The organism is Lactobacillus colini, assembly GCF_017874575.1.
GTDB classification, from domain to species: Bacteria; Bacillota; Bacilli; order Lactobacillales; family Lactobacillaceae; genus Lactobacillus; species Lactobacillus colini.
Map to the genome: position 1 here is coordinate 17,052 of NZ_JAGGLU010000007.1, position 13,645 is coordinate 30,696.

Annotated in this window: 9 protein-coding genes and 2 pseudogenes; 3 read left to right on the forward strand and 8 right to left on the reverse strand. The window is 33.9% G+C overall.

The genetic code is table 11. The features are described 5' to 3' along the window. Positions 1–17: 17 nt before the first annotated feature. The 3 genes and pseudogenes from J2Z60_RS06835 to J2Z60_RS06840 all read right to left on the reverse strand — a co-directional run bounded on the left by J2Z60_RS06835 (position 18) and on the right by J2Z60_RS06840 (position 3,595). Positions 18–941: a nucleoside hydrolase gene (locus tag J2Z60_RS06835; protein ID WP_209686950.1), complete on the reverse strand. Its 924-nt coding sequence runs from the start codon at positions 939–941 to the stop codon at positions 18–20. Positions 942–1,122: 181 nt separating this feature from the next. Beyond that, positions 1,123–1,527 (reverse strand): annotated as a pseudogene (locus J2Z60_RS10915) (IS4 family transposase); the annotation flags it as partial. A 241-nt stretch (positions 1,528–1,768) separates the two neighbouring features. Continuing rightward, positions 1,769–3,595, reverse strand: a complete 1,827-nt coding sequence (locus J2Z60_RS06840) for an FAD-binding protein (protein ID WP_209686951.1) — start codon at positions 3,593–3,595, stop codon at positions 1,769–1,771. 115 nt (positions 3,596–3,710) lie between these two features. Here J2Z60_RS06840 and J2Z60_RS06845 point away from each other — a divergent pair, with 115 nt between their 5' ends. Beyond that, entirely contained in the window at positions 3,711–4,631 is a 921-nt protein-coding gene (locus J2Z60_RS06845; RefSeq protein ID WP_209686952.1) for a LysR family transcriptional regulator, read from the forward strand. Positions 4,632–4,839: 208 nt separating this feature from the next. On the opposite strand, the pseudogene J2Z60_RS10920 reads toward J2Z60_RS06845, so the two are convergent. The 4 genes and pseudogenes from J2Z60_RS10920 to J2Z60_RS06870 all read right to left on the reverse strand — a co-directional run. Beyond that, positions 4,840–5,893, reverse strand: a pseudogene (locus J2Z60_RS10920) (IS4 family transposase); the annotation flags it as partial. 183 nt (positions 5,894–6,076) lie between these two features. Then, a complete protein-coding gene (locus J2Z60_RS06860; protein ID WP_209686954.1) occupies positions 6,077–6,754 on the reverse strand; it encodes a DUF6198 family protein in 678 nt (225 codons plus the stop codon). Continuing rightward, the gene (locus tag J2Z60_RS06865; protein WP_209686955.1) at positions 6,754–8,247 is read right to left on the reverse strand and encodes a glycoside hydrolase family 1 protein; all 1,494 of its coding nucleotides are present in this window, start codon (positions 8,245–8,247) and stop codon (positions 6,754–6,756) included. Before J2Z60_RS06865 ends, J2Z60_RS06860 begins: the two co-directional genes overlap by 1 nt. Positions 8,248–8,260: 13 nt before the next feature. Next, on the reverse strand, positions 8,261–10,117 hold the full coding sequence (locus J2Z60_RS06870; protein ID WP_209686956.1) for a glucose PTS transporter subunit IIA: 1,857 nt from the start codon (positions 10,115–10,117) through the stop codon (positions 8,261–8,263). 147 nt (positions 10,118–10,264) lie between these two features. Here J2Z60_RS06870 and J2Z60_RS06875 point away from each other — a divergent pair, with 147 nt between their 5' ends. Continuing rightward, positions 10,265–11,020, forward strand: a complete 756-nt coding sequence (locus J2Z60_RS06875) for a MurR/RpiR family transcriptional regulator (protein ID WP_209686957.1) — start codon at positions 10,265–10,267, stop codon at positions 11,018–11,020. A 165-nt stretch (positions 11,021–11,185) separates the two neighbouring features. Here J2Z60_RS06875 and J2Z60_RS06880 read toward each other — a convergent pair whose 3' ends face one another. Continuing rightward, a complete protein-coding gene (locus tag J2Z60_RS06880) occupies positions 11,186–12,031 on the reverse strand; it encodes a LysR family transcriptional regulator (RefSeq protein WP_209686958.1) in 846 nt (281 codons plus the stop codon). A gap of 122 nt (positions 12,032–12,153) precedes the next feature. Here J2Z60_RS06880 and J2Z60_RS06885 point away from each other — a divergent pair, with 122 nt between their 5' ends. Further along, positions 12,154–13,614 (forward strand): FAD-dependent oxidoreductase, encoded by a 1,461-nt coding sequence (locus J2Z60_RS06885; RefSeq protein WP_209686959.1) that lies wholly within the window; start codon positions 12,154–12,156, stop codon positions 13,612–13,614. Positions 13,615–13,645: the final 31 nt, after the last annotated feature.

The following is a 13,645-nucleotide window of genomic DNA, read 5'->3' on the forward strand; positions in this document are numbered from 1 at the left end:
CCTACCCTCCTAAAAGATTAATCACAATCTTTAATAGACTTTTTAAACCATTCTACAAATTCATTAAAATCAACACTAGTTGCTACATAAGCATTTTCTAACTTTTTTAGTTTATTTTTTAAGTCAAATAATGAAGCTCCGTAGGTATAACCTTCCTGAGTATTAATTTCGACATGAACATGTTCAAAACGAAACATATCTGGCTTTAAAAGTATACCTATTGCTAATGCATCATATATTTTTAAACCTGTTGAAAAACTACCGCCTCTATATTTTTTAAACAAGCTATAGAACATATCACCAGCCTTACCGTATGTTTTAATCTCTTCACTAACATTCGGCATTATTTTAGCCTGTAATCCCAGCTCCATAGGAGCAACTTCAATTTTTAAACCACTTTCAAATACAATTCTTGCAGCTTCTGGATCACTCGCAATGTTAAATTCAGAATAAATTCCATAATTTCCTCTTCCTATGGCGCCTCCCATTATCACTATCTTTTCAATATTCTCTTTATCTTCTGGATATAATCTTAAATATAATGCATAATCAGTTAATGGACCAATTCCTATCAATGTAATCTTATCTAAAGAATTTGAAACTATATTATGAATTGCATCCGGTGCAATTTTATTAATCAACAGACTATAATTCGGATTAGGAAAATTATACCCATCCATCCCAGTTTTACCATGAACATGAGTTGCATTTATAGAAGATTTTATTATTGCACGATCAACTCCCTTTACTACTGGAATAGATTTTTTAAAAAATGATTCAAGCCTTAATATATTCTCTAAAGTTTGATTTATACCTACATTACCTGCCGCTGCAGAGATCAATTTTAAATCTATATCTTTATTGAACATACAAATCGACAATGCAACTGCATCATCAATTCCTGGATCTGTGCTTAATATTACTGGTATTGATTTATTCATAATTTATCCTTTCCTGGTATTATTCAATTGTATCCGCTTACAATTAAATAATACATCTATGTCTTAAATAATACAAGCATGTATTGCTTTTTGGATAATTTATTCTAATTTTCAAAACACTTTAGAAGAAGAAAACCAACTATCAAAAAGCATATACCTAGTTGGAATTTATTCTTGCAACTCCATCACTCCAGCTGGGAGTTAATAAAAAATGCTTATTATAGTCATAGACTTTAGCTAGTAGCTCGGTCTTTTTAGAGTAAGCGCACGAAATTAGAGTATCGTCAATGATTAAAGCTAATCTAGTCTTCTTCGCTTATCAATACTCGGTTTAAGCACAGTGATTATCTTAACAGCTACTAAATAAAGTAGTTTTTGCCAGTTAATACGACCATCATTTTAAACATTTCTTGCAGTTTTGGAAGAGAAATCTTTTGATTGGTTAAATCAATATAAAGATTTTCTAGCAAAGCGAGATCTAATCATCCAAGCAATAATCATTACTAGAGAAACTATCGAATGACGTTTAAAATTAACTTTTTTTACTTAGATCAGCTAGACCAATTAGTTTGGTGAAAGCAGAAATTAACGAATTAGTATCGTTTTTCTGATTAAATTACATTCGTAAGACCCTCTTTATACTTTAATTTAGTCACTTAAAGTATAACGCGAAGAGGTCTTGCGCTTTTTATTTTGCAAAGAAAAAGCCAAAAACCACGCGGAAAGAGCGTAATTTTCAGCTTTCAAGTTTCAGGACTTAATTAAAACTTTCAAAAATCTATTTTTGCATGAATACTTTTAAAATATTACTTTATGCAGAAAAGCAATTAATGTTCAGAAGCTCCACTAGTTACATCAGATTTGCTAGCTTCTGCTTGAGAGATAGCGTCCTTAACTGCTTCTTTTAGAGCATTAGTAGTTGAAGAAGCCCCGGAAACAGTATCAACATCAACAGTATTTTCTTCAACCATTTTTTCTGGCAATGTCTGAAGAGCCTTAAGTCCAATATCTGCACTTTCATGTTGTTCAACAACTTCTACATTCTTAATCTTGCCATCTTTATAAGCTACTTTAACAGCAAGTTGACCACCGATACCAGCCTTTGACTTACCTAAGTATTCATCCTGCTTAAGTTCTATATTAACAAGATTATCTTCATTAGCAAGATCATTAACACCTTGTAGGTCTAACTTGCCACCTTCAAGATTTAGACTATCTGTCTTAGCGACATTCTCACCGGCAATCTGGCCAAAGATAATTGTTTCAGCGACGTTTTGTGCACCTTGGTAAAGATTGGCCACCACGCTACCTAATTCACCTGCGCCGTACAAGTGTGGAATTGGCTGATTATCATTATCAATAATTTCAGCTTTACCATTACGTTGAGGACCACCTTGGGTATTAAGCATCGTATTAACCATTCGTACTGCGTAGAATGGTCCTTTTTCAATCTTGCGCATAGTCTCTGGATCACGGTGATAAGCATAGTCTTCACCATAATCAACAAACTTGTTATAGTCCGCAATAGTCTTTTCTAAGTTTTCTGTTGGAACGTCAATCTTATTAGCTAATTCTGCTAAAGTATCAGCTTTTACGGCTAATTCCTTTAGGTCAACAAGCTTGAAAGTATGGTTATTGATGTAGAATTCAAATTGCTTTTGATCCATAATCATGTGTGGCTTTTGACTTAGTGCTGCATGACGGAAAGTACCGTGACTTGAAATAAAACCATGACGTGCATGTTCAACTTCGTTAAAGTAACGTGTACCATCATCAGCAACTACAATCATACCAGCATCATTCTTGCCCAAGTCGTAATAAACTTCACGTGCACGCTTCTCACCAGGTACAAAGAAGTACATACCATGCATTAAGCTGTAAGAGTTATAAGTATGCATATGCCACATCTTAGCTCCAGCTTCTTCAGCCATGCTTATACCATCACCACGATTATAAAGACTACCCATAGGCTGTAAATTTGCTTCACCAAGATAGCTTTCAATCATTTCTTCATTTGCTTCAAAACCACCTGTGGTTAATACTATACCGTTGTTTGCACCAACATAAACTTTCTTGCCATTACGTAATACTTCAACACCAATGACAGTACCCTCTTCATTTTGGATTAACTTATGCGCACGAGATTCCATCCATACATCAATATTGTCTCTGTCAGTAACATTCTTACGCAATATATTCCAAAGTGCACTATCGAAACTTCCTAAATGGATTGACAAAGCATCATTTGTATCTGCACCTGTATACTCAGGATATTCGATAACTTGCTTACTTAAATATTCAAGCTTGGTGCCCCTATACTTTTCAATTACCTCTACTGGGTTAGGCGTAATATATTTTTTATAATATGCTGGTAGATTAACTAATCCATTAACAAAAGTTTCTTTAACGTCCTCATCTTCATAAAAAGGTTCATTTAAACGATTGAAGTAGGTCATCATTTTATCATGATCTTTAGCAAAGTTAGATCCCTGACCAGATACACGTGTATTACCACCTTCTTCACCAATAGGTGCAACTTCAACCATTAGCACTTTCTTACCAGCATCTGCCGCATGACGAGCAGCAGTAGCACCCGCTCCACCAAAGCCTAGTACAACAACATCGTAAATTGCATTCCAATCTTTTTTAGTCATAATATATTACCCTTTCTTTTTCTTGTTTACGCTTACATTTATTATTATTATTATTGAATTAACACATTTAGTAAAATACTTATTTTAGGTTCATACCATAACCATGGAGGTTATAATGAAAAAACGAGAAACTTTAATCAATGTACTCATGTCCGCCAAGTCCTGTAAAACAATTACTGAAATTGCTCAGCAATTATATGTAAGCCAACCCTATATTACAAAACTCCTTCGTGAATACGAAAATAAATACAATGTTAAGTTAATAAACAGAGAGCAAACGCCTATTAAACTGACTACTGCAGGAAATACATTATTAGAAAGTCTTAATGCTGTAATTAATGATGAAAATAAATTAAAAGAGAATATGCGGTTACTTTCACAAAAAGAGTTGGGGACAGTTTCAGTTACATTCAACCAGCCTTACGCAACTATTCTCTCAGGAAAGATTTTTAGAATGTTAGATTTAAAATTTCCAAATGTATTCTTCAATTTTTATGAAGATACTACAGACATAGCTCAACAAAAACTTTTAAATAGAGAAACAGATATTTTTGTTGGATCAATGCTTGACAATAACTACATCTCTTCTTATAAAGTTACAAATGTAGAAAGACCTTACTTTCTAATTCCAAAGTCAAATGAACTTTATTTTAAAATTGATGAAAATACCGACTTATCTGAAAATCTTTCACTTTTTGAAAATCATGACTTCATTGGATTAAATGGCCAATCCTATTTCCAAGAACGAGTCAATAATATGTTTAAAGAAAAGGGTGTAAACATTAATTTTAAAGCAAATATGCCTAATACTATTTCTGCTTCTTTTGTAGCTATAAATAGCTCAGCAATCGCAATCACTTTGCCACTCATTTTTTCTAACTTAAAACTTCCCTTTTCACAATTTAAATTGGTGCCAGTTCCAGAATCATTATTTCCTGCATACTTAGGCATTTCAATTCTTAAAAATACAAACAAATTAACCAGGGAGATTGTAGAAACACTGGTAGTCGCTGCGCTTAATCACTACAAGAAATAAATTCACAAAAATAGCATCCTTAACTGAACCTTGAAAGCACCAAAATTAGCTGGACCTCTTGACAGGCTTAGCTTTTTTGCTTCTAAATTAGTTTTCCTACGCTACTGCTTGAAGTTGATTTTGAATGAAGTTAGGCAATACTTTAATAAATTAATCAAGTGCGTTTTCTATTTCTTCTGAAATTTAATCTTTGACTTTATTTAACGTTGAGGTAGACCAATGCTTGTTCAAATGCTAAATTAGGTAAATAATCATTCATTAAGTAGAATAAATCGCCTAGAGTTTTATCATCTGTTTCTTGTCTTTCTTGCCAAGCTAATAAGTCATAGACTAATGCAGTTACTGCAAAGCAACCACATTGCCTGTCATAACTTTGGATTTGCGATTTATCTAAAGCCAAGTACTGTTTAGCTGCTTTGAAGAAGGTTTCAATTTGCCATCTGCGCTTATAAAGCTGGATATTTTCTTGGGGCTGAAGTTGATATCTGGTAGTTGCTAAAACTAAGTACTTACTCTTACTGCCACATTTAGACACGAATACTAGTCTAATAGGAAAACTTTGCCCCTGATATTCAGCTTGTACGACACAACTGTAGAGATAATTACTTTTCTTATGTATCTTAGATGCAGCTAGTCTTTCATAAAGTCTCTTAACATCATAAAGCCTGCCACGATAGCGATAGTAACCTTTTTTGCTTAGCTTGAGCATAACTTACACTGTCTAAACCCAACTGTTTCAAATTCCAAAACATTTTAGGAGAAGAAAACCAGCTGTCAAAAAGTACATACTTAGCTGGAATACCTTCATGCAATGCTTGTTTTAAAAGCTCAACAGTTACATCATTCATTTGACGACGTGCTTGATTTCTTTTTTTGCCAGCAAACGAGCGATTATCAGCTGTGATAGCTGACTTACCAATTAGATTACTTTACTTCTTGGTTGACATTAAAGCAAAATTAACCGGCAAATAAGTATTACCATCACTCCATCCGACAGTTAATCCGCGATAACTTGAAACATATTCGTGCTTATTATGGTCATATACTTTAGCTAATAGCTCGGTCTTTTTAGAGTAAGCGCACGAAATTAGAGTATCGTCAATGATTAAAGCTAATCTAGTCTTCTTCGCTTATCAATACTCGGTTTTAGAAGAGAAATTTTTTGATTGGTTAAATCGATATAAAGATTTTCTAGCAAAACGGGATCTAATCATCCAAGCAATAATCATTACTAGAGAAACTATTGAATGACGTTTAAAATTAAAGAATTAGTATCATTTTTCTGATTAAATTGCATTATACTTTCCATAGCGTAAGACCCTCTTTTTATTTTGAATTTAACACTTAAAGTATAACGCAAGAGGTCTTGCTCTTTTTATTTTGGCAAAGAAAAAGCCAAAAACCACGCGGAAAGAGCGTAATTTTCAGCTTTCAAGTTTCAGTATCTAATTATTATGTCGCAGTTTCAAATTCTGGTGAGCAAAATGAGGAAAAAGATGCTTATCAGTCCAGCCGATAAATGTTCCCTGAAATATTAAAGAAATAATCGTTCCAATATTTATTGCATACATATGGTGGCTAATAATCAAACAAACAATAGTCAAAACTATCGGTGGAATAAAGTTAACCCACTGAGCAATCACTGAATTCCCTTTAAAGAAATAAAACCTTAAAACCTGCATTAAATCATCAATTGGATGCAAGACCCAGTTAACCCTTTGATATAGCGACACAGATACGCTAATCATGTAAATTCCAAACAAATCTAATGCAATTCTAACTGGCAAGTTCAAATTATTAATTCCAATATTAATAAAGAAATTTGTAGCGAAACTTACCAAATAAGAAAATGGAATCATAAAAATGAAGTAACCAATTATTTTAATCAAGTTGAATTCTCTCGTAATTAACAGAATTACAACAATAACCGCTGTACCATCGATCATTAGCCAATCAGCAATCGACAAGCCAAACGTATGTGATAGATTGGTTGCTGCTGCAGTCCACAAAGCACTTCCCAAATTTAATGCAACAGTTAAGCCATTGCCCACGCCATTCAGAAATAACGACAGTACGAAAGCAAATATCATGAAGCCTTTACTTGGTTTTTCAATGCATTTCATTAATTTTGCTTCTTCCAATCATCCAAAGCTGCACCATTAGTTTTGATAATGTGTTTCATCCAATTATATGATTTCTTCGGTGTTCGCTTAAGAGTTCCATGCCCCTTATCATCCATATCTACATAAACAAAGCCATAGCGCTTCTTCATCTCACCTGTACCCAATGATACGAGGTCAATTGGTCCCCACATCGTATAACCCAAACATGGCACGTGATCAATATTAATTGCATCAGCCATTGCCGAAAGGTGCTCTTGTAAAAATTCAATACGATAATCATCTTCTACATAATCATTTTCATCAGCTTGATCAACTGCACCAAGTCCATTTTCAACAATAAATATTGGCTTTTGAATTCTGTCATAAATTTCATTCATGCAATATCTTAATCCTAATGGATCAACTGACCAACCCCATTGTGTCTTCTTCAAATATGGATTAGCCTCACCGCCAATATTAAACCAAGGATCACCATCTTTAGTAATATTAGAGCGATAATAGCTGAAGCTGACAAAGTCCAATTGCCCTTCACGCAAAATTTCTGCATCTTCCGGTTCCATATCAACCTTATCAAAACCATGATGCTGCCAAATTACAGGTGCGTAGCTTGGGTAATAACCTCTAGCCATAATATCAATAAAGTACCAATTTTCACGGTGTTCTTGCAAATGATGGAACATATCCTCAGGCTTGCAAGTAGCTGGATAAAGCTCACTCATCGCATACATTGCTGTAAATTTGCTGCCTGGCATCATCTTGTGGCCAATTTTGACCACTTTTGCACTAGCTAAGAACATATTATGATCAGCTTGATAACGCTCTTTACCATCAGCTTTGCGTACTCCTAATTGTCCAAAACCTCTAATTGCGTTAATTTCGTTAAAAGTTAACCAATACTTACAACGATCCCCGAAATTCTCAAATAATGTTTTAGCATATTTAACATAAGCATCCACTACTTTTTTACTCGACCAGCCACCATATTTTAAGACCAAGTTCATTGGCAATTCATCATGACAAATAGTAATCAAAGGCTCCATATTATACTTCTTCAGTTCATTGATTACATTGTTATAAAAGTCTAGTCCTGCCTTGTTGGGTTGGTCCTCCTCTCCAGTTGGATAAATTCTAGTCCAACAAATTGAAAAGCGATAAACATTAAATCCCATTTCGGCCATCAACTTAATATCTTCCTTATAATGATGATAAAAATCAACAGCCTTATGACTTGGATAATATTGTCCTTTTACAAATACAGGTACTGCTTCTTCTGGCACATCTTCAGCATCCTTAAAATTACTTTGAGGTGTAATAATCGTGCCATCTGGCATTTGTAAAGTATGATGACGAGGATGTTCTTGTGAGCCATCTGTTTCATAGTCATGAGACAAAATACCTCTGCCGCCTTCATCAAATCCACCTTCAAATTGAAAGTCTGCGGTTGCACCGCCCCAAAGGAAATCTTCTGGTAACTTTTTACTTGTCTTAATCATAATTAACTTCTCCTTAATTTAATTTGCTACCGACATCTACAGTGCCTTGCGTCTTTAACTTAATTTTATTATCTGAATCATTGGTAATGATCAACATAGTAGTTAAGTCATAACCTTCTTTTTCAATTGCTTTACGATCAATTCTAATAATTGGTTGACCCGCTCTAACTTTATCACCCTGGTTTACTAATACATCAAAACCTTTACCATTTAATTTCACGGTATCAATCCCAATATGAACTAAGAATTCCAAGCCATTATTAGTAGTCAATCCAAAAGAATGTCCAGTTGGGAAAAGTGCTGAAATAGTACCATTAGCTGGTGCACAAACAAAGTCACTATTTAATTTGAATGCTACACCATCACCCATTGCCTTAGTTGAAAAGACTTCGTCTTTCACCTGTTCTAGTGGCATTAATTCAGCTTCTGAAACTGCAATAATTGCATCATCGGGATAGATTTTTTGAACTGGTGGCGTAATTTTATTCTTTTTACTATCTTTTTCTTCAATTCCTAAAATATAAGTAACAACTATAGAAACAATTATTGCAACGATAATTGCAATTACCATTGCCATGATAGTTTTACTAAAGATTGGCAAAGCGATCAGATTAGAATATCCCATTACATAAGCTCGAGCACCTAACAAACCAGCTACAATACCACCAGTCAGACCACCAGCCATGACACCCCACATTGGACGCTTTAGCTTCAAGTTAACTCCATACAATGCTGGTTCAGTAACTCCAGCAACGATACAACCAACTGCTAATGACCAGCATTCGCTTCTAAATTTTGCATTTTTTGTTCTTAGAGCAACACCGATGTTTGCTCCACCTTCTGACATGTTATGCAAGATGAAAGCCGGTCTGAGCAATGCATCATAACCTGGATTAGTCAATAACTGCGTCATAAATGGTGCTAAAGCAGTGTGCATTCCTGACATTACCATCCATGGTAAAGCTGCTGCTAATAAACCAACGGCCAGAGGTCCAACAGTTCTGTTCAAGAACATAAATGCATCGGCGATCCATTGACCCACGATATTCCCAATTGGTCCTAAAATTAGGAACCCTAACGCTCCCGCAATAAAGATTGTTCCTGAACCTACAAGCACAGATTTAAAAATACCTGGCACAATCTTGTTAAGATACTTCTCTGCATAATAAGCAACGATTGCAATTAATAAAGCCGGTAAAAGACTAGTACTATAGCTGACTAATCGAACTGGAAGCGTAAATAAACTTACTGTCTTACCAGCTGTTACTAATGCTGTGTAATTACCATGTAATAATGCCGCTGAAGCAACCATTGCGTAAATTGGTGTACCACCTAATTTTTTAGCAGCGCCATAGGCTACAAAAATTGGCATAAAGTAAAATGGTGCATCTGCAATTGCTGCCAAAAGCTGATAACTACTTGTTGCTGTAAATCCTTTATCAATAAACGTACTCCACAATAAGAGAAATACCTTTAACATACCTCCAGCAACTAAACCTGGAATTAACGGCGTTACGGAAGCAGATACGAAGCCAATAATTTTCTGACCTGCGTTTTTCCAAGTCCATGGTTCTTTTTTTGGTGCATCTAAATTTTCATCAACTACTTCACCTGTTTTAACTGAATAATTTTTGTTAATGACATCAAATGTTGGAACTAGATTCTGTCCCAGCACAACCATATACTGACCACCTGCATAGACGACGCCTAGTACCTCATCGATATTCTCTAAGGCATCTTTGTTAGCTTTTTTCACATCCTTTAAATCAAAGCGTAATCGTGTCATGCAGTGAGTTAATGAATTGATATTTTCTTCTCCACCAACATTGGTAACAATTCGTTCAGCTAATTTTTGATAATCAACTGCCATTTTCCTTTCCTCCCGTTTAGCTCCCCTTTCGATATTTTTATAATAAACCGTTTTCAATTTAAAATCAATATTTTTTATCATTTTTAATAATAATTATTATCATAAACGATAAAATGCTATAATATTCCTTAATGGAGGATTAGTATCATGACTTTAATCGACAATATTATTAGAAAAAAAGACAGCCTTTCTTCTTCAGAAAAAGCTGTCGCAAATTATATTTTAAAAAATCAAAAACCTATCGCTACAATTACAATTGCCAAAATTGCTAATGAATCACAAACCTCTATCTCAGCGGTTCAGCGTTTTTGCCAAACAATGGGGTTTAAAGGCTTTAAAGATTTTAAGTTTGCTCTACAATCATATGAATTAATTAATCAAAAGTCCAATATTATTGACACTGATGACAATATTATTAACGCTTATCAACAAGTGTTACAAACAATGAATGATGTAAATAAAGATATTCTTCATCAACTTACTAAAGACTTAATTAATTCATCCGTCAATTTTATCTTAGGATCATTTTATTCCAGTATTCCCGCAAACTATTTGAGTCTTGCACTTAATGATTTAGGCTATCTTTCAATCTCAATCGACGATAGTGACAAAGCCAGTCACCTTATTAATACAATCAATAATGATTCTACAATAGTAGTATTTTCAATTAGTGGTGATGCTGGAGCATATCAAGATCTATTTTCTTCTCTTTCGGATTCACTACCCCAAAAATCATATTTAATTACTATGAATCCAAATGCATCCCAAAACTCATTATTTTCAAACATAATCATATTACCAGCTAAAAATTTAGATCATATTTCTGTAATTGATCCGCAAGGCATTAACATTATCTTTATAGAACGATTGATAAATAGTATCTATAAGTTACGAAAAAAATAGATTAAAAAGTCTCGACCTTTATATTTCTATGTCATAAGTTAAGCGCTTGACATTGTTTTAAACGCATGATGCATCTTTTTTGAATTGTAGCCATCTTTGAATGCTTCCATTAAAAGTCATGCTTATACACTGTATTTTACATGATTATATATGAATTTGATTAAGTTATATGCTTCTTGCTTTATATATAGACTTAACTTTGCTAATCAAATTTATATTGCTAGATTTAACATAAAATCCGTATTCCACATATAAGTCTGAATCTAGGGTCTTAATTAAGTATGGTGTACTTAAATTCGCTAAAGGCTCAGGAATTAATAAGTAATCGCCATTATATTGGCTTTTATTTATTTGTGCTCGATTTAGTATTTTATATTCTTGAATATTTATATGGCAATTAAGGCTTTGAAGTTCAGTTTTCAATCTTGAATCTCCAGTTATATTTTCTGCAGGGATATCTACAGTCTTATTTGCCAAATCAGATAAAGTAATTATTTTTTTGGAAACTAATGATGATGTATTAGGTACCGCTAAAACATAAGGTACTTTTTTTGCTTTTATAAAAGTAAAACCTTGTTTGCCAATAGGCTCTTTACTTTTAATCATTTCAATAATATCTATACTAGATGGAATGTGATTATAATCAACTATCTCTTGAAATCTAATATCGTTTTTAGCTATTTCTTTATTTTTTAGTATCTCAGGAATTAATTCTTGTTTATTAAGATAGCCTGCTCCTATAACCAAATATGATTGATATGCTGCCAAACCATGGGTTATTTCTTGGGCCAAGTTAACTAATTCTTTTGAGCGAATTAAGAAATAATGACCTGCCTTAGTTAACCTGACGCCATGAGTTGTACGATCAAAAAGTAATACTCCCAGCTTCTTTTCCAAGTTACTAATTTGCTGAGCAACTGCAGCTTTAGATATATATAAGTTTTTAGCAGTTTTAGAAAAACTACCTGTTTTTGTAACATCTATAAAAGTGTCAATTTCATGATTATACATAATAAACTCCTTACTATTTAGAGTAAAGTTTACCCTTTACACTGAAGCAATTCAACAAGTTCTCCAATAAACGTAAAAGCGCATACAATATATGTAAATACTAAAATTTAGGAGGACAAATTATGGATTATGATGTAGTTGTTGTAGGCGCTGGAGCATCAGGTATTAGCGCAGCATTAAGCGCAGCCCAAAATGGTGCTAAAGTAGCATTATTAGAAAAAGGCGATAAATTTGGTGGGGCTGGTATGTTTGGTGCCCAAGGATTATTTGCTGTAGGCTCTAAGGAACAACTTGAGCGTGGTGAAGAATATACTATTAAAGATGCTTACGAAGAAATTATGAATTATACTCATCATTCTTCTAACGCACGCATGACCAAGGCAATTTTACGTGAGTCTGCCGACACAATTGAATGGATGCGCCAAAATGGTTTAGATACTGAACTTGTCACTAATACTCAAGAAGTCCACCAAAATCATCCAAGAACTTATCATCAATTTATTGATAAATTTAATGGATTTCAACGCGTAATGGATAACTTCATCAACGCTGGCGGAACTTTATTAACAGAAACTAGTGGTAAAGAAATTATTACCGAGGGTAACAAAGTAGTTGGAATTAAAGTTATCACTAAAGACGAAGAAAAAGTTCTTACTACTAATAACGTAATATTGGCTGACGGTGGCTTTGTTGGTAATAAAGATGAAGTAAATCAATATGCAAAAATTGATAGCAATGACATGTATTCAATGGGTGAAAGAAAAGCCGTTGGTGATGGTTTAAGGATGCTCAAAGAAGTAGGTGGTGTTAACAATTATAAACGTATTTTTGAAAATCATGCTGCTACTGTTTATTCTAAGAAGAGCCATAAATGGCATAATAATACCATCTTTAGCTTGACCAATCTTCCAACATTATGGATTGATCGTGAAGGCAAGAGATTCACCAATGAAGATATTGTTTATGACTTTGCTTTATGGGGTGACACTGTTTACCAAGCCGGTGGTTATTACTACTTCTTGCTTGATCAAAAATTAGTCGATTACTTAAAGAAAAACTCTCTTAATTGGACCGATTCTTTTGAAAGAACTTTTAGATTGCTTGATGGCAAGCCAATGACTTATAAAGTTGGACCATTCGAAAGTATTGAACAAGATTTACAAGAGGCAATTGATGAAGGTGCTGGCTTTAAAGCTGATAGTGTCGAAGAATTGGCTGAACAAATTAATGTTTCACCCACTTCATTATCAGATAGTGTAAAGCGCTATAATCATTTAGTTAAAAAAGGTGAAGATACCGATTTTTATAAAGATAACAAGTTCATGAATGTTCCTGTGGAAGATGGACCATTTTATGCTATTCGTGCTAACTCTACTACTTTAGGTACTGTTGGTGGTGGTCTAGTCAATGAAGACTTCCAAGCACTTACTTCTGATAGAAAAGTTATACCTGGTGTTTATGTCGTGGGTAACAATGCTGGTGGATTATTTGATTCTTCTTACCCTACTATTGAAGGATTAAGTAACGCCTTTGCATGGAATTCAGGTAGAATTGCTGGAAAATTTGTTGCAAAAAATAAATAAAAACGTAAGCGTCCAATAATAAAGTATCTAA

Coding starts and splice junctions, on each gene's coding strand:
- J2Z60_RS06835 (WP_209686950.1), bottom strand. CDS start 941: ATGAATAAATCAATACCAGTAATATTAAGCACAGATCCAGGAATTGAT.
- J2Z60_RS06875 (WP_209686957.1), top strand. CDS start 10,265: ATGACTTTAATCGACAATATTATTAGAAAAAAAGACAGCCTTTCTTCT.
- J2Z60_RS06860 (WP_209686954.1), bottom strand. CDS start 6,754: ATGAAATGCATTGAAAAACCAAGTAAAGGCTTCATGATATTTGCTTTC.
- J2Z60_RS06870 (WP_209686956.1), bottom strand. CDS start 10,117: ATGGCAGTTGATTATCAAAAATTAGCTGAACGAATTGTTACCAATGTT.
- J2Z60_RS06880 (WP_209686958.1), bottom strand. CDS start 12,031: ATGTATAATCATGAAATTGACACTTTTATAGATGTTACAAAAACAGGT.
- J2Z60_RS06885 (WP_209686959.1), top strand. CDS start 12,154: ATGGATTATGATGTAGTTGTTGTAGGCGCTGGAGCATCAGGTATTAGC.
- J2Z60_RS06865 (WP_209686955.1), bottom strand. CDS start 8,247: ATGATTAAGACAAGTAAAAAGTTACCAGAAGATTTCCTTTGGGGCGGT.
- J2Z60_RS06845 (WP_209686952.1), top strand. CDS start 3,711: ATGAAAAAACGAGAAACTTTAATCAATGTACTCATGTCCGCCAAGTCC.
- J2Z60_RS06840 (WP_209686951.1), bottom strand. CDS start 3,595: ATGACTAAAAAAGATTGGAATGCAATTTACGATGTTGTTGTACTAGGC.